At 64.1% G+C, this 20073-nt stretch carries 13 protein-coding genes and 1 pseudogene; 5 read left to right on the top strand and 9 right to left on the bottom strand.

The features are described 5' to 3' along the window. Nucleotides 1–363: 363 nt before the first annotated feature. Together CP556_RS05745 and CP556_RS05740 are read right to left on the bottom strand one after the other, a co-directional pair. Nucleotides 364–1161 (bottom strand): enoyl-CoA hydratase/isomerase family protein, encoded by a 798-nt coding sequence (locus CP556_RS05745; RefSeq protein ID WP_098724743.1) that lies wholly within the window; start codon nt 1159–1161, stop codon nt 364–366. A 652-nt stretch (nt 1162–1813) separates the two neighbouring features. After that, nucleotides 1814–2896 carry an anthranilate phosphoribosyltransferase gene (locus CP556_RS05740; RefSeq protein ID WP_098724742.1) on the bottom strand — a complete coding sequence of 361 codons (1083 nt, stop codon included), beginning with the start codon at nt 2894–2896 and terminating at the stop codon, nt 1814–1816. Between the two features lie 173 nt (nt 2897–3069). Between CP556_RS05740 and ahbB the strand changes: the two genes are divergently transcribed. Then, complete coding sequence (gene ahbB / locus CP556_RS05735; protein ID WP_098724741.1) at nt 3070–4110, top strand: siroheme decarboxylase subunit beta; 1041 nt, start codon at nt 3070–3072, stop codon at nt 4108–4110. A gap of 61 nt (nt 4111–4171) precedes the next feature. On the opposite strand, the gene CP556_RS05730 is transcribed toward ahbB, so the two are convergent. From CP556_RS05730 to CP556_RS05720, 3 genes and pseudogenes are all read right to left on the bottom strand, one after another. Then, a complete protein-coding gene (locus CP556_RS05730) occupies nt 4172–4444 on the bottom strand; it encodes a HalOD1 output domain-containing protein (RefSeq protein ID WP_098724740.1) in 273 nt (90 codons plus the stop codon). 84 nt (nt 4445–4528) lie between these two features. After that, nucleotides 4529–7601, bottom strand: a pseudogene (locus tag CP556_RS05725) (FAD-binding and (Fe-S)-binding domain-containing protein). A 444-nt stretch (nt 7602–8045) separates the two neighbouring features. Further along, on the bottom strand, nt 8046–8930 hold the full coding sequence (locus tag CP556_RS05720; protein ID WP_098724739.1) for a 3-hydroxyacyl-CoA dehydrogenase family protein: 885 nt from the start codon (nt 8928–8930) through the stop codon (nt 8046–8048). 238 nt (nt 8931–9168) lie between these two features. On the opposite strand from CP556_RS05720, the gene CP556_RS05715 reads away from it, so the two are divergent. Next, nucleotides 9169–10326 (top strand): thiolase family protein, encoded by a 1158-nt coding sequence (locus tag CP556_RS05715; protein ID WP_098724738.1) that lies wholly within the window; start codon nt 9169–9171, stop codon nt 10324–10326. 221 nt (nt 10327–10547) lie between these two features. Here CP556_RS05715 and CP556_RS05710 read toward each other — a convergent pair whose 3' ends face one another. The 4 genes from CP556_RS05710 to CP556_RS05695 all read right to left on the bottom strand — a co-directional run bounded on the left by CP556_RS05710 (nt 10548) and on the right by CP556_RS05695 (nt 16840). Then, the gene (locus CP556_RS05710; protein ID WP_098724737.1) at nt 10548–11687 is read right to left on the bottom strand and encodes an acyl-CoA dehydrogenase family protein; all 1140 of its coding nucleotides are present in this window, start codon (nt 11685–11687) and stop codon (nt 10548–10550) included. Nucleotides 11688–11852: 165 nt separating this feature from the next. Further along, on the bottom strand, nt 11853–13463 hold the full coding sequence (locus tag CP556_RS05705) for a class I adenylate-forming enzyme family protein (RefSeq protein ID WP_098724736.1): 1611 nt from the start codon (nt 13461–13463) through the stop codon (nt 11853–11855). Between the two features lie 108 nt (nt 13464–13571). Then, nucleotides 13572–15758: a TRAP transporter permease gene (locus tag CP556_RS05700; RefSeq protein ID WP_098724735.1), complete on the bottom strand. Its 2187-nt coding sequence runs from the start codon at nt 15756–15758 to the stop codon at nt 13572–13574. 8 nt (nt 15759–15766) lie between these two features. Further along, the gene (locus CP556_RS05695) at nt 15767–16840 is read right to left on the bottom strand and encodes a TAXI family TRAP transporter solute-binding subunit (protein WP_098727298.1); all 1074 of its coding nucleotides are present in this window, start codon (nt 16838–16840) and stop codon (nt 15767–15769) included. 244 nt (nt 16841–17084) lie between these two features. Between CP556_RS05695 and CP556_RS05690 the strand changes: the two genes are divergently transcribed. The 3 genes from CP556_RS05690 (at nt 17085) to rdfA (ending at nt 20007) form a co-directional block, all read left to right on the top strand. Next, nucleotides 17085–18248: an acyl-CoA dehydrogenase family protein gene (locus tag CP556_RS05690; RefSeq protein WP_098724734.1), complete on the top strand. Its 1164-nt coding sequence runs from the start codon at nt 17085–17087 to the stop codon at nt 18246–18248. A 132-nt stretch (nt 18249–18380) separates the two neighbouring features. After that, complete coding sequence (locus CP556_RS05685; protein WP_098724733.1) at nt 18381–19145, top strand: IclR family transcriptional regulator; 765 nt, start codon at nt 18381–18383, stop codon at nt 19143–19145. A 247-nt stretch (nt 19146–19392) separates the two neighbouring features. After that, on the top strand, nt 19393–20007 hold the full coding sequence (gene rdfA, locus CP556_RS05680) for a rod-determining factor RdfA (RefSeq protein ID WP_098724732.1): 615 nt from the start codon (nt 19393–19395) through the stop codon (nt 20005–20007). Nucleotides 20008–20073: the final 66 nt, after the last annotated feature.

The following is a 20073-nucleotide window of genomic DNA, read 5'->3' as shown; positions in this document are numbered from 1 at the left end:
AGTGACTGAGCGAATCGGCTGGGGAGGACGTGGAATCCCTAGTTGCCACGATGGCAGGACACCCTTATCCGCCAGTTCTAAACACCACTCAATGATTATTGTCAACCAAGATAGTGTGCGCTGCTATCGTGGCAATACGGAGGGACCACGCCCTCCCCAGCCGATTCGCTCGCTCTGCTCACGGTTCCCTTCAGTCACCGTTCGCTATCCGAGGCGCTCACAGTGTTCGCGCCTCGCACCGCTCACTCATCCCTCGCGCAGTATCGAACCGCAACTCGCTAGTCGCTCACTGCGGTTCAGCGCGCGCCACCGCAGGCCGAAAAATCGGTCAGGAGCGAGACGGCGGTCGTCCGCCCTATCCCGTTACTTCCCTTCGAACTCGGGCTCGCGGTCCTCGCTGAACGCCGCCGCGCCTTCCGCGTGGTCTTCCGTCTTGAGCAGCTCTTGGAAGAGCGATCGGTCGTACGCCAGCCCCTCCTCGAGCCCGGAGTGAACGGCCATATCCGCGGACTTCTTGATCCCCTGGATCGCCAGCGGTGCCTGTCCGGCGAGTTCGGTGACGAATTCGTCGACCTCGTCCTCAAACTCATCGTCGGCGTAGACGTGATTGACGATCCCTTCGTCACCGGCTCGTTCCGCAGAGATGTGTTTCCCGGTCATCGCGAGTTCCTTCGCGACGGCGGGACCGGCCAGTTTCTCGACGTACTGGACGCCGCCGGCACCGGGGAGGATGCCGAGATTCACTTCGGGGAAGCCGAACGTGCTGCCCTCGCTGGCCAGTCGGAAGTCACAGGCCAGCGCGGTCTCGAGGCCGCCGCCCAGACAGTAGCCGTCAATCTTCGCGATGACCGGGGTCGGGAAGTCCCTGATGAAGTCATAGTGAGTTCTGGCCGAGGTGCCGCCGGCCGACTCGTCGGAGAAGCCACCGATGTCCGCCCCCGCACAGAAGGCCTTCTCGCCGGCACCCTCGAGCACCACGGCGCGCAGCGCGACGCCGTCGGCGTCCTCGTTCCGTTCCTCGAGGGACTCGAGCCCCGCGATGATGTCGTCTCTGAGCTGGCCGTTCAGCGCGTTCAACGCGTCCGGCCGGTTCATCGTGATCGTGCCGACGCCGCGCTCGTCGTCATATTCTACCAGGACAGTATCGAAAGATTGGTCCATGCACGGTGATCGCGGCCAACAGTCAAAAAGGTACACTGTTCGCCGTTTCAGGCGTCGCGAACTCGTTCTCCCGACGATTCTACCGGACACCGATTACAGACGTTGCGAGGCGAACGGCACCCGTTTGCTCGTCGTCATACGGAGCGATCGAGGGCGAGCCGACGATGCGATCGCTCGCTCGAGTCGCATTCGAAGCCGCGGGTGACAGCGCTCGGGAAAATAGCAAACCATATACTATATGGTACTATAGGGTAGTTATATTATTCCTCACACCTTAGCAGGATCCGTTCCAAAAACCGGACTCGAGCGGTAGACCGCCTTCTGTGGAAGGTTATGTGTTAGACAGCAGTTTGTCGACGACCCGGTCGTGTTCGCTCGAGAGACGGTGAAAACCCTCTAACTTGGTCGAAAATGGTTGTCTCACACTTCTCGATGTTGTTACTGTCTCACTCATAGAGTACTAGATGTGTTTCATTTCTTTCATAGTAAGCGGAGAGAAATCATCTCCCATTTCGACGAACGGTTGACGATACTGCGCGCAGACTCGAACGCTGCTCGAGCACCGGGACGAACGTGGTCGACCGCTTTGACCGACGACTCAGACCGCCCGCTTCGACCGACGACTCAGACCGCCCGGTTCAGACCGCTCGGCTCAGAACGCCCGGAGGTCTTCGAGCACGGCTTCCGCACTGCCGTCGGCAATGACCTCGCGTGCCCGCTCGAGTCCGTCCTCGAGGCTGTCGACATCCTGGCGGGCGTGCATCCGGAACGCGCCGTTGAGGGCGATGGCGTCGGCGAAGTGTCCCTCGCGGTCACCGCTGAGGACGGCCTCGGTGATCGACGCGGAATCGGCCGTCACGTCGTCGACCTCGAGGTCTTCGGCCTCCATGGCCATGCCGTAGTTCGCGGTTTCAATCTCGTAGTCCTCGAAGGAATCCCCACCGTCGTCGCCGTCTCGATCCCACTCCGCGACCTTCGTATATCCGGGCCGGATGTCGTCGTAGCCCTCCATTCCCTGGAAGAAGATGGCCCGCGAGTAGTCGAGTCGCTCGCTCTTGGTGATCGTGTCGGTCAGCTTCTTCGCGAACGCGAGGTGGTAGAACGAGCCCAGGTGAACGTCGGCGTTCGCCGGGTTCCCGATCGTTTCGATCGTGTTGACGAACGTTCGGACGCCCATCTGATCGCGCCGGTCGTAGAGGTCCTGTATCCCGGGGTTGAAATTCGGCTGATAGTAGAAGCCAAAGCCGGTCTCGTCGACCATGTCCGCGCTTTCGCCGGGCTCGAGTTCGGTTCGGACGTCGAGCTCGTCGAGGACGTGTTTGTACGCCGTCGCTTTCTGCGTCGGGACCCGATCGCCGGAGTGGACGACGATGGGGGTGCCCGCGGCCGCGGCGACGACGCCGGCTCCGACGCCGAGGACGGCGGAGCTGTGCTTGCCGTCGTAGTTCGCCCCGCAGTCGACCGGATCGCACTCCGGCTCGGCGGTAACGATCGACTCCTCGTGCATGACGTCGGTGTAGGCCGCCAGCTCCGTCGGAATGTTTCGCTTCCAGCGATTGGCCAGCCAGAACGCGCCGAGCGTCGTCTCGTCCGGTTCGCCCGCCAGAATGCGCTGGAACGCCTCTCGAGCCTGTTCGCGGGTCATGTCGTCGGCCGACTTCGGGCCGGAGCCGATCACTGCCGTCAGCAGCCGCTTGAGCGGCCAGTCGCCGAATTCCTGGGTTGCGTGCGCCATGTTGTGCACCCGTTGGGTCGGATCGCGCAAAAGTCTCCCGCTTCCGGCGCTCGTTCGGCCGTCAATTGACGGGTTTCACACCGATAATCGGGTGAACCCCAAGAACGGCCCCGCCGCACGCGGTTCGAGTCGGACCCGAAAACGATACGGTCCCCTTCTCCCTAGGGCTACCAATGAGTAGCCTGTCGGGGGACTGGCGCGAGGCCATCGACGACGTGGACGCGGCGCTGATCGACGGCTATCAGAGCGGCTTTCCGATCGAAGCGCGACCGTTCCGCCGCGTCGCCGCCGACCTCGGAATCGAGGAATCGGCGGCGGTCGACCGCGTCCGCACACTCCGGGAGGCGGGGATCGTCCGCCGGTTCGGTGCCGTCCTCAATCCCCCCGTGATCGGCTCGTCGACGCTCGCCGCGGTACGGGCGCCCGCGGACCGCTTCGACGAGATCTCGACCGTCATCAACGAGTATCGGCAAGTCAACCACAACTACGCCCGCGATCACGAGTGGAACATGTGGTTCGTCGTCACCGCCGGCTCGCGGGAAGCCCGCGACGAGATCCTCGCCGATATCGAGGCTCGAACCGGCTGTGACGTACTGAACTTGCCGATGCTGACCGACTACTACATCGACCTCGAGTTCCCCGTCGTCAATAGCGATCGGTTCGCGCGCGAGTCACTGGCGCGGCGTACCGACTCCTCGGCCACCCGGATCAGCGAGGAGGCCACGGGCGGTCTCTCCGCGATCGAGGCCGAACTCCTCCTCGAGATCCAGGAGGGGTTCCCGCTGTCGGCGACGCCGTATCGCGATATCGCCGCGAACGTGGGATACGCCGTCGAGGACGTGCTCGCGGCTATCGAACGCCTGCTCGAGAGCGGCTGTCTCAAGCGGATCGGCTGCGTGATCAACCACGTCGTGACGGGGTTCGATGCCAACTGCATGGTCGTCTGGGACGTCCCCGACGACGATCTCGACGAGCGGGGCGAGCGCGCGGGCGAACTCTCCTACGTGACGCTCTGTTACCACCGACCGCGCCGGCCCGAGCAGGAGTGGCCGTACAACCTGTTCACGATGATCCACGGTCGCGACCCCGAAGCCGTCGACGCAAAGATCGACGAACTCGCCGCCGACTACCTCCCCGTCGACCACGAGCGGCTCTACTCGACCGAGACGCTGAAGCAGACGGGCGCGCGCTATGACGAACTGGTCGGACGCTGACGGGCCGGTTACGGTCGTTCCGGACCGTCGCCGTTCAGTCCGAATCGGAGACGGGACCCGATCACCCCGTTTTCACGAATTTCGCGGCACCGTTCTGTTCGACGGTGATCCGATACGTCTCGTAGCTGAACTCGACTTCCATCTGTGATTCCGGTGCGGGCGGGTTCGAAAAGAGTTCGTCGAGCATGCCGTCGATGCAATCGTACATCGTCGGTAACTCGGCGCGCCCTCGATCTTCGATGTCCGCGACGACTTCGACGATCTGTATCGCTGGGTTCTGCGCGTCGGTGTCCAGCTGTCGATGACGGATCTCTCGCTCAGTTCGATCTGACACAATAGACGCCTATCGGGAACCGCCGGCATAGCTGTTCGTATCCGTACGGATGACTCTCGTGTAAATGAAGCATATCAGGCCGCCTTACTCGAGCGCTTCGGCCACGGCTTCGATCGGCGTCGGCGGCTCCTCGGTCGCACCGGGCCCGTTCTCGAGTTGTGTCCGGCAGGAAGCACCGGGTGCGACGATGCGGTCGCCGTCGCTCTCGTCGACCTGCTCGTAGAGGATCGAGGCGATGGCGTCGCTCATCGAGGCGTGTTCGGACTCGTAGCCGAAACTGCCGGCCATCCCGCAGCAGCCCGAATCGAGCGGGTCGACGGCGTAGCCCGCCCGTCGGAGCACGCCGACGGCGTGGTGGTCCTTCGCGACCGACTTCTGGTGGCAGTGGCCGTGATAGACCAGTTCGTCGGTCGCCGCGCGCTCGTCGAAGGGGATCTCTTCGTCCAGCCGGAACGTATCGACGTATTCGCAGACGCCGTAGGTGGCGTTCGAGAGCGTCTCGGCGGCCTCGGTGGAGAGCAGATCGAGGTAGTCCTTCTGGAACATGACCGCATCGGAGGGCTCGATGACGACCACGTCCCAGCCGTCCGCGACCCGCGGGGCGAGCGCGTTCATGTTCTCGCGGGCCGCGTCTTCCGCCTTCTCGAGGAATCCCTTCGAAAACGCCGGCCGACCGGTATCGCCGAGGTCGTCGGGGACGGCGACGTGGACGCCGGCGGCCTCGAGCACTCGGACGGCCGCCTTCCCGGCGTCAGGGTGACTGTAGTTGGTGTAGGTGTCAGGGTAGAGGACGACTTTGCGGGTGGCGTCGGCCTCCCTGACTCGAGCGCCGCCTCGCTCGTCAAACCAGTCCCGGAACGTCTCCGCGTGGAACGTCGGCAGCGGCCGGTCGGCATCGATCCCGGCGGCGACCTCGAGGAGATTGCGCGCGCCCGGCAGCTTCGGCAGGGCGTTCGACAGCGGCGCGAACCTGCTCCCCCACTTCGAGAGCGTCGACACGTTGGCGAAGAGTCGATCCCGGAGCGTCGCGCCGTTTCGCTGGTGGTACTCGTGGGTGACCTCAGCCTTGAGCTTCGCCATGTCGACCTCGCTGGGGCAGTCGATGGCACAGCCCTTGCAGCCGATACAGAGCCCCATCACTTCCTCGACGAACTCGTCGGAGAACGCCTCGTCGGGATCCAGGTCGCCGCTCATGGCCTGTCGAAGCGCGTTCGCTCGACCTCGAGTCGCCGTAATCTCCTCGCGGCTCGCGCGGTAGGTCGGGCACATCACGCCGCCCGTCGTCGACTGCTCGCCGCGACAGCCGCCGCAGCCGTGACAGAGCTCGACCATCCCCTGCATGCCGTTGTCGTTTGCCCACTCGAGCGCGGGCTCGAAGCCCGCCTCGAACTCGTAGTCGGGGTCGAACCGCAGGTGCTCCCGCAGGTCGGTCGGATCATCCTCGCGGAAGACGACCTGTCCCGGATTGAGGATCCAGTCGGGATCGAACGCCGTCTTGAGGTCCTGAAAGGTCGCCCAGAGTTCGTCCCCGTAGAGCTTCTGATTCCACTGCGTGCGGGCGCGGCCGTCGCCGTGCTCGCCCGAAACGGAGCCCCCCAGCCGACACGAGGTCCGTCACGTCGTCCGCGATGCCGTGGAGCTGCTCGAGACCCACTTCGGTCTTCGTGTTCACGAGCGGTCGGACGTGGAGCACGCCGGGGCCGGCGTGGGCGTAGAAACTGGCGTAGGTGTCGTGTTTCTCGAGGATCTCCTCGAAGCGCTCGACGAACTCCGGCAGCTTCGCGGGCGGGATCGCCGTGTCCTCGATGAAGGAGATGTGCTTCTCGTCGGTCGTCCGCGAGAGCAGGATCGGGAGGCCGGACTTGCGGAGCTTCCACAGTTTCGCGCGCTCGGCGTCGTCGTAGGCCTCTATGGCTTCGAGCGCGAGCGTCTCGGAATCGCTGCTCGGGGCGTCCTCGGCCGGTTCCCCGGCGGGCGTCGCCGACGGGAGGCGGTCGGCGAGCAGGCCCGCGACTTGCTCCCTGCCGTGATCGGCGTCCTCGGCGTAGAACTCGACGAGCAGGACGGCGTTCGTCCCCTCGGGGAGCATTTCGGTGACCGGGCCGAACTCGGCCGTTTCGCGCGCGAGATCGATCAGCACGTCGTCGAGCACTTCGACCGCGGCGGGGTCGTGTGCGAGAATCGGTTCGACGTCCCGCATCGCCTCGTGGAGGTCGGGGTAACAGAGCAGCGAGACCGCCTTCGTCTCGGGGATCGGCTCGAGCGAAACGGTCGCCTCGGTGACGACCGCCAGCGTGCCCTCGCTGCCGGCCAGCAGCCGCGCGAGGTTGACGGTTCCGGGTTCGCCAGTTTCTTCGCCGCCGGGTAGTTCCTCCCCTCGCGCCTCCGCAACCAACCGGTCGAGATTGTAGCCCGAGACGTTGCGCTTGAGATTCGGATACGTTTCCGCGATTCGGTCCGCGTCCTCCTCGAGGATCCGCTCGACTTCGGCGTAGATCCGGGCTTCGAGGTCGCCGTCGGGGTCGGCTCGCTCGCCGATTTCCTCGAGCGCGACCTCGCCAAAGCGGGTGACGGTGCCGTCGGCGAGGACGGCCTCGCACTCCTCGATGTAGGCGTCGGTCTTGCCGTACTTCAGGGAGTGTGAGCCGGTCGAGTTGTTGCCGATCGCGCCGCCGATGGCGCTCTTATCGCCCCACGCGGGGTCCGGGGCGAACTTGAGGCCGTGGGGCTCGAGGGTCTCGTTCAACGTCCCCAGGATCGTCCCCGGCTGGACCGTCGCGGTGTGGCCGTCGGTGTCGATCTCGAGGATCTCGTTCATGTACCGTGTGAAATCCAGGACGACGGCCCGGTTGACCGTCTGTCCGGCGAGGCTCGTCCCGCCGCCCCGCGGGAGGACCGGAATCTCGCGCTCGGCGCAGTACTCGAGGATGCCCGACACGTCGGCCGTCGACTCCGGAAAGGCGACGGCGATCGGCGTCAGCTCGTAGGCACTTGCGTCGGTCGCGTACAGTTCGCGAGAGTAGGAGTCCGCACGGACCTCGCAGTCGACCAGTTCCTCGAGGTCCGCGACCAGGGCCGGTCGATCGACATCGTCGCTCCGATAGTCGTAGTTCGCTCGCCGGTCGGCGGCCGGGTCAGCGCTCGGCTCGAGAGACATACGTCACCCTTGCTCAGGGGTGGCTAAAAGTGCCTCCATTAGCGACGATTCGACCGGCTCCTCGATTCTCGGCGCGGATCGGACGGAGCTGCTCGCTCGGTCGACCGCTGTCCACGAGTGGGAAGGGAAGCGGCCGGACGGCGGATCTCGAACCGCCCGACCAGCACGCGGGCTGACGTACTGGGAGTGGTGACCGACCGGAAAGATGGCCCCGTCGTTTTCCCACGTGCGCCCCCGGGGCCGCCGCCCGTGGTGTTGGGCGGTACTAGTTAGTAACAGGGGAACCGAAACAAGCGATATGCCTAACTAGTAGGGGTTACCGCGAGCAGGCGTTCGAGGGCGGCTTTAACTCCGATTTCGGCTGTCGATTCCGCCCCCGGTTTCGGCTGTTGGCTCCGTCGCCATCACTCGAGGCGATTCGATCCATCGGTGTCGGGCTTGAGTCTACTCGTCGCCCCACTCGCCGCTCATGCCGACGCGCTCGCCGTCCTCCCAGACGTAGTAGCCCTCGCCGCTTTTCTTGCCGAGGTTGCCCGCCCGGACCTTCCGGCGCAGGGACTGGGGCGGCTTGAACCGCTCGCCCAGTTCCTCGCGGAGGTGCTCCGCGATGTGCAGGCGCACGTCCAGTCCGACGTGATCGGTCAGCTCGAGGGGTCCCATCGGGTGACCGTACCCGATTTCCATCCCCTCGTCGATGTCGGCCGGGCTGGCGACGCCCTGTTCGACCATCCGGATCGCCTCGAGCCCCAGCGCGAGGCCGAGTCGCGAGGTGGCGAAGCCGGCCGTGTCCCGGACGACGACATCTTCCTTTTCGATGTCTCGGACGTAGTCGACGGCGAACTCCTCGGTGCGCTCGTCCGTCTGCTCGGCGATGACGATCTCTACCAGGTCCATGAGATGCGGCGGGTTGAAGAAGTGCAGCCCCACCGCCCGCTCGGGGTGCTCGAGCGCGCTGGCCATCTCCGTTACCGACAGCGAGGAGGTGTTCGAGGCGATGACGGTGTCCTCGTCGGTCGCCGCTTCGACGTCCGCGAACACCTCCTGTTTGAGGTCCATGTCCTCGGGCACCGCCTCGACGACGAGATCGGCGTCCGCGACGGCTTCCTCGAGGTCGGTCGTCCCCTCGATGCGCTCGAGGGTTTCCTCCATCTCTGACTCGCTGAGTTTGTCCCGGTCGACACCGCCCTGGAGGTTGTCTCGGATCCCCTCGAGGCCGTTTTCGACGAACTCCGCCTCGATGTCGCGCAGCACGACGTCGTTGCCCGCCATCGCGGACACCTGTGCGATTCCGTGGCCCATACTCCCCGCACCGAGAACCGTGACTTGCATACGTGAAGACACTGGGGAAACTATCAAAAGCGTTCCCTTTCGAACAAACGCCGTCAGTACGCTTCCGGACCGTGAATCGCTCTGCTCGAGACGGTAGTCCACGCGCCACTGCGACGTATTCGCGCTGTGCTGTACACGAGTCCAGTCCCTCGTTGGTCGCTAACTGAACCATAGATGCACGGTCGAATGACGAAGAACGGAGCTACTTTAGTTCCGGAGCGCGAGCCACTCACTACCAATGAGCGACAGCCAGCCAGTCGTCGTGCAGGCGGTCAGGACTCCACAGGGGAAACACGGCGGCGTCTACGCCGAAACCGGGAGCGAAGAGCTCTCGGTGCCGTTAGTAAACGAGATGCTCGAGCGAACGGGACTTTCCGGCGAGGACGTCGACGATATCCGGTGGGGGTGTGCCAAGCAGGTCAACGAACAGAGCAACAACATTGCGCGGGTCATCGCCCTCCTCTCCGATCTCGGCGAGGGAGTCCCGGGCACCACTATCGACCGCCTCTGTGCCTCCTCGGCGGAGGCGATCATGAGCGCCAGCGACGCCATCCGGGCGGGCCAGCGCGAGGTCATCGTCGCGGGCGGCGTGGAGAACATGTCTCGCAACGAACGTCGGAAGGGGATCGACTCCTACGCCGGCATCGCGGAACAGTACGACGCGGCCGGCCTCGCGATGGGCCAGACCGCCGAGACGGTCGCCCGCGAGTACGACATCTCTCGCGAGGAACAGGACGCGTACGGTGCCCGGAGCCAGCAGCGCGCGGTCGAGGCGACCGAGGACGGCAGGTTTGACGACGAAATCGTCCCCATCGAAACGGACGACGGGATCGTCACCGAGGACGAGGGGCTCCGTCCCGGCACGACGGCCGAAAAGATCGCCGGCCTGCCGCCCGCCTTCGAGGAAGAGGGCACCGTCACCGCTGCAAACGCCTCGCAGGTCTCCGACGGCGCTTCCGGGGTCCTGATTACGAGCCGTGAGTTCGCCGAGGAGCGGGGCCTCGAGATCATGGCGGAAATCGAGGATCACAACGTCGCCGGCGTCGACCCCACGGTGATGGGGATTGGACCCGTTCCGGCAGTCCGCGGAATCTGGGAGCGCAACGGCCGGTCGGCCGACGACTACGACCTCGTGGAACTCAACGAGGCCTTCGCGAGCCAGACGATCTACTGCCGGGACGAACTCGGCTTCGACGACGACAGCTTCAACGTCAACGGCGGGGCGATCGCCATCGGCCATCCGCTGGGTGCCTCCGGCGCACGCCTTCCCGTCACGCTGATCCACGAACTCCAGCGCCGGGGCGGCGGGCTGGGCCTCTCGACGATGTGCGTCGGCTACGGGCAAGGCGCGGCCGTCGAGTTCCGCGTGCCGGAGCGATCGGGTCGGCTCGAGTAGACCCCTCTCGAGGTTCGAGCCCGTGTGATGGACCGGGTCTCGAGTCCCGTCGCGTCCCCCTTCTGATAGCGTTCTCTGCAGAATCCAAATCCGTCCTCGAGTACAAATTCAACGGCCGAAATAGGGATCCGTGGCCCTGAAAAAGCGTGCCAGCTATCCGGTAGCGGACTGCAAAAATACCGAGGTATTCGCTATTGGATCCGTCCTCGAGCGGAGCCCGATTACAGAATCTGGTCGGCGATGATGTTCTTCTGGATCTCGCTGGTACCCTCGTAGATCTTCGTGATGCGGGCGTCGCGGTAGTAGCGTTCGGCGGGGTAGTCCGTCACGTAGCCCGAGCCACCGTGGACCTGAATGCCCTCGTCGGCGACTTCGACCGAAATCTCGCTCGCGAAGTACTTCGCCATGCTCGAGTACTGCGCGGCGATGTCCTGGTTCTCCTGCTCGACCTGGGTCGCCGCACGATACGTCAGCGAGCGGGCGGCCTCGACCTTGGTGGCCATCTCGGCGATCTTGTGCTGGATGGCCTGAAACTCGGAGATCTTCTGGTCGAACTGCTCGCGCTGGTTGGCGTACTCGATAGCGGCGTCGAGCGCACCCTGGGCGGCACCGACTGCCTGGGCGGCGACGTTAGTCCGGCCGGCGGCGAAGAACTCCATCAACTGATAGAAGCCCTTGTCGACTTCGCCGATGACGTTCTCCTCGGGGATGCGAACGTCGTCGATGATGACTTCGGCGAGGTCGGAGGCGCGGATACCGAGTTTGTTGTCGATCTTCTCGGTCTTGATGCCATCCCAGTCCATGTCGACGAGGAAGGCGGTGATGCCGCGGTGGCCCTCGCCGGGGTTCGTCTTGGCCATGAGGACGCCGACGTCGGCGACGGTCCCGTTGGTGATCCACATCTTGTTGCCGTTGGCGACGTACTCGTCGCCGTCCTTGTCGGCCTGCGTCTCGATGCCGGCCACGTTCGAGCCGTGGGCGGGCTCGGAGATCATGGACACGGACGCAATCTCGCCGTTTGCGATCTTGGGGAGCCACTCCTCTTTCATCCACTCGTCGCCGAACTCGATGATCATGTTCGAGCCGAAGCCGGCACTCCCGATGGCCGAACCGATTCCCGGGTCGGCACGCCAGAGTTCCTCGGTGACGATGGTGCTGGCGATCTTGTCCATCCCGGCACCGCCGTACTCGAGCGGGATACTCGGTGCGACGAAGTCGTACTCGGCGGCCTTCTTGCGGAGTTCCTCGGGGTACTTCCCTTCCTGGTCATGTTCCTCGGCGACCGGTACCATCTCGTTTTCGCCGAACTCGCGGACGGCGTCGCGAATCGCCTCGTGTTCGTCGGACAGGGTGAATGCCATGCGTCACCGAACGTGTGCCGGTACCAAAATAGCTTCGATATATTCAACAGTTGCAAGGTATCGCCGACCACGTTCTAACGTTGTTAAGGAGATTCCGGGACCCGCTCGTCTCGAGGGGAACGGCAGGTTCCGTCGCGAACCGCCCGCGGGCCGCTTGCGAGCCGGCTACGACTCGTCGCGGAGTTCGAACTTCTGGACCTTGCCGGTCGTCGTCCGCGGGAGTTCCTCGACGAACTCGACCTCACGGGGGTGTTTGTACTCCGCGAGGTTCTCGAGGCAGTACTGCTTGATGTCCTCGGGGGTCGCCTCGGCGTCGGGAGTCGGGACGATGAACGCTTTCACGGTCTCGCCGCGGCGCTCGTCCGGGATCCCGACGACGGCGGCGTCGGCTACGTCGGGGTGCTCGAAGAGGAGCTCCTCGACTTCGCGCGGATAGACGTTGTAGCCGCCGGTGACGATCATGTGCTTCTCGCGGTCGACGACGTAGAAGAAGTCGTCCTCGTCCCAGTAGCCGATGTCGCCGGTGTGGAACCAGCGCTTGCCGTTCTCGTACGTGAAGGCCTCGTCGTTAGCCTCGGGCAGTCCGTAGTACTCTTTCATCACGTTGGGGCCGTGGATGACGAGCTCGCCCGTGATATCGTGGATCGCGGCCTCCTCCTCGTCGATCGGCCCTTCTTCGACGCGGGGAACTTCCTCGAACACCTCGTCTTCGGGCGGCTCGTCGCCGCCCGAATGGTCAGCGGAACTTCGTTCCGCGCTATCGACGATCTTCGACTCGACGCCCTCGAGCGGCCGGCCGATACTCCCCTTCCGGCGAGCGTCCCCGCGGTTGGCGTGGGTGACCGGGCTCGTCTCGGTCAGCCCGTACCCCTCGTAGAGCTCGACGCCCCACAGCTCCTCGAAGCGCTCTAAGACCTCGATCGGCAGGCTCGAGCCGCCGGAGTTGACGAAGCGAAGCGCCTCGAACTCGTAGCTCTCGGCGTCGGGTTGGTTGATCATGTCGTTGAACATCGCCGGCACGCCGAACATGATCGTGATGTTTTCATCCTCGAGGAGGTCCATCACGGTCGGGGCATCCCACTCGGAGACGGGGTAGTAGGTGCCGCCGCTGTACATCGCGCCGTTCATGACGACGGACATGCCGTAGATGTGAAACAGGGGCAGGGTACCGACGAGCCGGTCGGAGGCCTGAAACCCGCCTGGCGGGACGTCCGCGTTCGCTCGCGTCGTCCAGCCGATGTTGTGATGCGTGAGGAGGACGCCCTTTGGCGTACCGGTGGTCCCCGACGTGTAGGGCTGGACCGCGATGTCGTCGTCTGCGCGGTCGACGATGTCCTTCGTCTCGTCGGCGAGGAAGTCGTCGAACTCGGTGGCCCCCTCGACGTCCGCACCCACGCTGATCACCTGTTCGACCTCGGTGTCATCCTGGACCTCGAGGACGTTCGGAACGAGATCGGCCAGCGCGACGACGGCTTTGGCCCCGCTGTCGCCGAGCATGTGGCTGATCTCTCGAGCCTTGTACTGGGGATTCATCGGAACGATGATCCCGCCGGCGCGCAGGGTGCCGTAAAAGGCCGTGACGAACTGCGGCAGGTTCGGCAGGTAGATCCCGACGCGGTCGCCCTCGCCGATCCCGCGGTCCTCGAGGGCCTGCGCGAACTGGCCGGTTCGCTCCCAGAACTCCTCGTAGCTCAGTTCCGTCCCCTCATACGCGATCGCGGCCGAGTCCGGATGTTCCTCGACGGTCTCGGCGACGTCCGTCACGAGATTTGTCATACCCTGCGTATTGTTGTCAGGGGGATTCAAAAGGATTGTTACTCGCTGGGCGGATTCATTTCCGTTGTCCGAGAGACGGAGTGGACCGCCCCGTCGACGAGGCCGGCCTCAGTCGAGCGTCGTCGGATCGACGCCGGAGTCGGTGCCGCTCCCGCTCGGCAGGTCGTAGCCGACGACAAAGCGGGCGTGCAACAGCGTAGCGACGATGACCGCCGCGGCGACGATCTGGACGGCGACGTGGCCGATCGAGCCGAACATCGCGACCATTGCGGCGATGACGTAGAGCCCGCGGACCGGCGCGGAGAGATCGCGAGCGCCGTCGAACCCGACTGCCGCCACGATTAGGGCGACGGTGCCGGCCAGCACGACGGGGAACGCGACTAGCGTCTCGCTCGACCAGTAGATCAGACTCTCGTTCGCGATGAACGCGTAGGGGATAACGAACCCGGGCGCACCGAGCCGGAGCGCCTGCTTACACGACTGGAGGAAGCTCGCGTCCGCGATGCGCGCCCCGATCGCGACCGAGATCGCGACCGGCGGCGTGATCGCCGACAGCATCGCGAAGTAGAACACGAACATATGTGTCGCGATGTCAGGGGTCCCCAGTTCGGTGATCGGTTTCGCGACCAGGATGGCCACGAGGATGTACGCCGCGGGCGTCGGCATCCCCAGCCCGAACAGAATGCTCGCGATCATCGCGAGGAACAGGACGACGAACAGCCCGCCGCCGAACCCGAGCAGGCTCACGTCGCCGAGGCTGACGATCGACGTCGCGACGCGCGCGGTTAGCCCGCTCCCCTCGAGCAGTTCGACGATTATTCCCATGGCTGCGAGGACGCCGACCAGCGGTGCCATGTCGACGCCGCCCTGCTTGAATCCATCGAGGGTCTGTTTCGTTGTCGCCACGAGGTTCCCGAGCGGGTCGCCGCCCCGTATTTCCCGTCCGAAGATACTGGCCGCCACTTCGTCGGAGCCGACGCCGACGACGCCGACGACGAAGTTCCGAACGAACATCACGCCGATGATCGCGAAGATAGTGTTCATCCCCGACGACAGCGGTGTGTACCGCAGATAGATGAGCGTATACAGGAGGACGCCCATCGGGACCGCGAAGTGGACTCCCTTGAGCAGGAGCCGCCACTTGAACGACGAGAGGTCGCTCGAGATCCAGCCGAACTTGAGGATCGTGAAGTGGATGGCGAGACAGACGCTGAAGTAGAACAGCGCCGCCGGAATGACGCCCGCCTGGACGATATCCAGATACGGGACCTGAATGATGTCGGCCATCAGGAACGCGGCGACGCCCATTACCGGTGGCAGCATCTGGCCGCCCGCGGAGGCGACCGCCTCGATCGAGGCGGCGACATCGTCGTCGACGCCCTGGTCCTTGATCATTGGGATGGTGAAGCTGCCGGTCGTCGCGGTGTTGGCCGCCGCACTGCCGGTGATCGAACCCATGATCATGCTCGAGATGACGGCGATCTGGACGACGCCGGTCCGGAGGCTCCGCCCGAGTTCCGTCCCGACCTCGCGGACGAACTCCATCAGCCCGAACGCCTTCGCGATCCCGGCGAACATGATGAAGATCGCGACCCACGTCGAGCCGATCCCCATCATCGTTCCGTCGTAGACGCCGCTGAGTCCGATCGCGCCGTTCTCGGCGATCTGCTCCCAGCTCTGCCCCGAGTGCTCGAAGACGCCAAACAGCCGCGAGCCAACCGCGGAGTGGGCGTACGCGATCGCCGCGACGGCGACGGCTGCGATCGACGTCCCGAACGCCCGGCGAGTCGTATCGATCGCCAGCGCGATCAGTATCACGCCGACGACGTGGTCGGTGGTGGTGTAGCCGAGGATGTACGCGTCCTCGTCGAGCCGGGTAAAATTCGTGTAGACGTAGTACATCGTGAGCAGCGCCGCGATGGCGAACGCGAGCGCAACGTACGGATCGATCCTCGACCACGTGCGCCGCGCCCGCTCGAGTGCGCTCCCAGCGGCTTCCTCGGTTGTCGACGAGGACGCTGCCCCGTCGATACCGAATTCGCCGCTCTCGCCGGCGAACTCCTTGCGGGCATAGTCGAGATAATACAGCCCGAGCCCGAGCCCGAGGAAGAGGATCATATACAGCTTGTCCCGCTTCACCCAGCCGGGTTCGGGTACGAGCCCACTGAGGGGCCACCCTCCCACGAGAGACACGGCGTACGTGACGGTGTACAGTGTCAGGGAGAACCCCAACGCGTAGACGACGAATCCGAGGGCTATCTCGGGAAGGTCGCGGTCGGAATATGTTCCGGACATCGGTTTCGTTAGTTACCGCCGTCAGCGATGAAGAACCACGGCAGGTCGTAGAAGTGGACGATCTGTGCCATATCGAAGCCGAGTTCGCTGTAGTTACCGGCGTCTTCTTGCACCTGCTGTGCCGACCAGTTCTGGATGTACACCATCTCGGCGTCCTTCTGGTCGAGCGCACCGAGGTTCGCCTCGGTGCCCTGACTCGTCTGTGCCTCGACGAACAGATCGTCGGTCCCTTCGTTGACGGCGCTTGCCATCCCCTGGTTCGCGGCGTAGGCCGTCGTCGTCGACGTCGACGTCCGCATCCGGACGTCCGTGTCGCCGGTCGCACCGCCGCTCGTACTGCCGCCGGCGCGCTCGAACTCGTCGCTCCAGACGCCGATTTCTTCGTAGAAGTCGGCCGCGGCGTCGTGGAAGGGGACGCCGTCGTACATGTTCTTGACCCAGAACTCGTCGTCCTCGTAGGTTCCCAGCAGGCCGTGGTACTCCGCTAGCTCCTGTTGCTGTTCGTACATCGTCTCGAGGAACGTATAGACCGTGTCGTACTCGAGGTCGGCCCGGGAGACGAAGTTGTACGCGAAGGTCGGCGCGGGAACCTCGTCGGGAGCGTCGACGTTGTCGATCTGCCCTGTCTCGGCCGGCCGGATCAGTAGTCGATCGTCGTCGTTCCAGGCCTGCTCGGTCTCATCGGTCACGTCGAGGACGCGGAGGTTGTCGACGGTACTCGCGGTCTGCTGGAGCCAGCTGGGCGTGATCGAGAAGTTCATCAGCGTCCCGACGCCGACGTTGAGCTGGTTCTCGTTAATCGCGTTGCCCTGTTCGCCGTAGCTGGTACTCACGCGGTCGTAGCCGTCGGTCGCGTGATCGAGCGCTCGCTCGAGTGCCGGGGCGGTCCCGGAGCCGCTCGGCGTTGGTGACACCGACGTGTTCTCGTTGATGTCCGACAGGGTCTCGAGGTTCTGGTTGCTGCCGCCGCTCGTCTCGCCGCCGATACAACCGGCGATCGCCGCGAGGGAACCGACGCCTGCTGTCGCGAGAATCGATCGTCGAGTGGTACGCCTATCCGTGGACTTGTCTCTCTTCGCCATGCCAAACATCTTCATAGTTACCTATTATAATCCTTCCGCAATCTTCCGAAATCCCAATATATTATACAAAATTCCAACATGAATGGCCGGGAGAAACGACTCGAAGCGATCGGTGCGAACGAGAACCTCTTTTTGGACAATCGACAGCGAGTTGTCGAAACCGGCCGTCCGCTTCCGCCTCAATGACCACTCATGTGACACCCTGTATCGCAATACCTATTGTGCCATTCCCATAGGTCTAGGTATGCTGGATTTCGTTCAGCTCGAGGATGACCTCGACCAAGAAGAGCGGATGATCCGGGACACGGCCCGGGAGTTCGTCGAAGAGCACGTCAAACCCGACATCGGCGAACACTTCGAGAACGGGACGTTCCCGAAGGAGCTCATCACGAAGATGGGTGAACTCGGCTTCTACGCCCCCAATCTCGAGGGGTATGGCTCGCCGAACGTCTCCGAGACGGCTTACGGGCTCCTGATGCAGGAACTCGAGGCCGGCGACTCGGGGCTGCGCTCGATGGCGTCGGTCCAGGGGGCGCTCGTCATGTACCCGATCCGGGCCTACGGGAGCGAGGAGCAAAAGGAGGAGTGGCTGCCGGCGATGGGGCAAGGCGATGCGATCGGCTGCTTCGGCCTCACCGAGCCCGAACACGGCTCGAATCCGTCGGCAATGGAGACCCGCGCGGAGGCGGACGGTGACGGCTACGTGCTGAACGGCTCGAAGACGTGGATCACGAACTCGCCGATCGCCGATGTCGCCATCGTCTGGGCGCGTGATAAGTCGGCCGAGGACGACCCCGTCCGCGGATTTCTGGTCGAGACCGACCGCGACGGCGTCTCGACGAACAAGATCACCGAGAAGCTCTCGCTGCGTGCGTCGATCACGGGCGAGATTGGCCTGAACGATGTCCACGTCCCCGAGGAGAACGTTCTTCCCGGCGTCTCGGGCATGAAGGGGCCGCTGTCCTGTCTCACGCAGGCCCGCTACGGCATCGCCTGGGGCGCAATCGGCGCTGCTCGAGACTGCTTCGAGGAGGCCCGTCAGTACGCCAAGGACCGCGACCAGTTCGGCGGTCCGATCGGCCGGTTCCAGCTCCAACAGCGCAAGCTCGCGGAGATGGGCACCCAGATCACGCTGGCCCAGCTGCTGGCCCACCGCCTCGCCGAACTCAAAGAGCGTGGCGAGATGCGACCCCAGCACGTCTCGATGGCCAAGCGGAACAACGTGCGCACGGCACGCGATCAGGCTCGGATCGCCCGCGAAATGATCGGCGGCAACGGCATCACCACCGACTACTCGCCGATGCGCCACATGGCCAACATGGAGACGGTCTACACCTACGAGGGAACCCACGACATCCATACGCTCGTCCTCGGCGAGGAGTTCACCGGTATCCCCGCCTACCAGTAGCGACGCGAGCCGACGATTCGTACCACGCTTTTTTCCCGACTTGAGTTCGGATTCAGGGACGACCGTCCCGCCTGCCAACACTTCTGTCCCAGTATCCGGAACATTGATTGCGACGTGCGAACAGTATCGGATATGAATACGGATCGGGACGAGACCGAGACCGTCGGCGTCTCGACGACGCGAAAGACGTTCGAACTCCTCGAGGCGCTCAAAGCCGAGGAAGGGGTCACGATTGCGGCTCTCACGCAGCGGACCGACCTCCCCAAGAGTACCGTCTACCGTCACCTGCAGACGCTCACCGACATGGGCTACGTGATCGAGCGCGACGGGAAGTATTACGTTGGCTTCCGGTTCGTCGAACTCGGCGAGCAGGCCCGTTCCCGGAAAGTGGGTTACACGGCCGCCAAACGAGCGGTGTTCGAACTCGGTCAGGAGACCGACGAACGAGCGGTATTCATCGTCGAAGAGGACGACGAGGCCGTCTACGTCCACCGCTACGGCAGCCTCTCGAACACGATGATCGGCCACCGGCGACCGCTCCACTCGATGGCCTCGGGCAAGATCATTCTCGCAGAGTGGGACGACGCCGCAGTCGACCGCTACATCGAGGAGGTGGGACTCGAGGCGATCACGTCGAATACGATCACCGATCCCGACGCGCTGTTCGACGAACTCGAGCGGATCCGTGATCGGGAGTACGCAGTGAACAATCAGGAACACATGGACGGACTCCGCGGTGTCTCCGTTCCCGTCTATACGCCCGACGACGAGTTCCTCGGATCGCTGGCCGTTTTCGGACCGACGAGCCGATTTACGGACGACTACGTTCACGATGAGCTCCCGACCCGGCTTCGGGATAAGGCGGGCGAGATCAGGATCACGCTCGCGTACGGCTGACGGCCGTCACGATCGGCCGACCGAGGACTCAACCGGCACACGTGGCTCTCAATCAGCGCCGATATTTCATTCGACGAAACGACGATCGGACGGAGCGAAAACGGAGATCGCCTAGCGGCAGAGACGCATCGACTCTCCCGGCCCCCGGAACGGAACATCCGATATACAAACGGCACGTTCCGCATACTGAAACGAAGGCTGTCTGCCACCGAAACGACTTTCCTCGTCTTTCGGGACAGTCCATTCGATGAACCATCAGCCGACAGGGCCCGGACCGGATCCGAAAGTTCTGCGCCTCATCCGGAAATACGACCTCGAGGGCGTCGGCGACGAACTCGAGGCACGGTGGACCCATCCCGAGAACCGAACGAGTCTGCGAGCGCTCGCCGAATCATTCAACGAACGAATCCTTCGGGCCGCACTCGACGATGCCGACGTCGAGACAATCACCGACGATGTCAGCCGCCTGTACACCCTTCTCGATGGAACCGAGGGGAGTCGCGGCGAGCAAACTGCGGCCAGACGGCGACTCGAGCGAGCGGGGGTCGACGTCGAGACGGTTCGAGCGGAGTTCGTCTCCTACGGCGCGATCCGATCGTATCTCACGGGTCACCGGGACGCGTCGCTCCCGGAAACCGACGAAGACGCTCGAGAGTCGGAGTCCAAAACGATCGAGGGCCTCCGACAGCGGACGGTCGCCGTGACCGAAAGCAAACTCGCTCGACTGCGGGATACTGACCATCTGCAACTCGGTTCATACCGTGTTCTCGCCGACCTGCAGGTCCTCTGTGAGGACTGTGGCCGACAGTACGATGTCGCTACGCTGCTCGAAACTGGTGCCTGCGAGTGCGGCGAGCAGTAGCGTCCCCGCAAGCCGGTGATCGCTCGGTAACCATAACAATCGTACTCCTGTTATGGGTTCCGCCGT

This window comes from Natrinema sp. CBA1119 (assembly GCF_002572525.1).
Classification (GTDB): domain Archaea; phylum Halobacteriota; class Halobacteria; order Halobacteriales; family Natrialbaceae; genus Natrinema.
The sequence above is the reverse complement of the archived record's forward strand: the minus strand, read 5'-3'. Positions and strand labels throughout refer to the sequence as shown.

Coding starts and splice junctions, on each gene's coding strand:
- CP556_RS05720 (WP_098724739.1), bottom strand. CDS start 8,930: ATGCAAGTCACGGTTCTCGGTGCGGGGAGTATGGGCCACGGAATCGCA.
- CP556_RS05685 (WP_098724733.1), top strand. CDS start 18,381: ATGAATACGGATCGGGACGAGACCGAGACCGTCGGCGTCTCGACGACG.
- ahbB (WP_098724741.1), top strand. CDS start 3,070: ATGAGTAGCCTGTCGGGGGACTGGCGCGAGGCCATCGACGACGTGGAC.
- CP556_RS05740 (WP_098724742.1), bottom strand. CDS start 2,896: ATGGCGCACGCAACCCAGGAATTCGGCGACTGGCCGCTCAAGCGGCTG.
- CP556_RS05710 (WP_098724737.1), bottom strand. CDS start 11,687: ATGGCATTCACCCTGTCCGACGAACACGAGGCGATTCGCGACGCCGTC.
- CP556_RS05695 (WP_098727298.1), bottom strand. CDS start 16,840: ATGGCGAAGAGAGACAAGTCCACGGATAGGCGTACCACTCGACGATCG.
- CP556_RS05745 (WP_098724743.1), bottom strand. CDS start 1,161: ATGGACCAATCTTTCGATACTGTCCTGGTAGAATATGACGACGAGCGC.
- CP556_RS05715 (WP_098724738.1), top strand. CDS start 9,169: ATGAGCGACAGCCAGCCAGTCGTCGTGCAGGCGGTCAGGACTCCACAG.
- CP556_RS05700 (WP_098724735.1), bottom strand. CDS start 15,758: ATGTCCGGAACATATTCCGACCGCGACCTTCCCGAGATAGCCCTCGGA.
- rdfA (WP_098724732.1), top strand. CDS start 19,393: ATGAACCATCAGCCGACAGGGCCCGGACCGGATCCGAAAGTTCTGCGC.
- CP556_RS05705 (WP_098724736.1), bottom strand. CDS start 13,463: ATGACAAATCTCGTGACGGACGTCGCCGAGACCGTCGAGGAACATCCG.
- CP556_RS05690 (WP_098724734.1), top strand. CDS start 17,085: ATGCTGGATTTCGTTCAGCTCGAGGATGACCTCGACCAAGAAGAGCGG.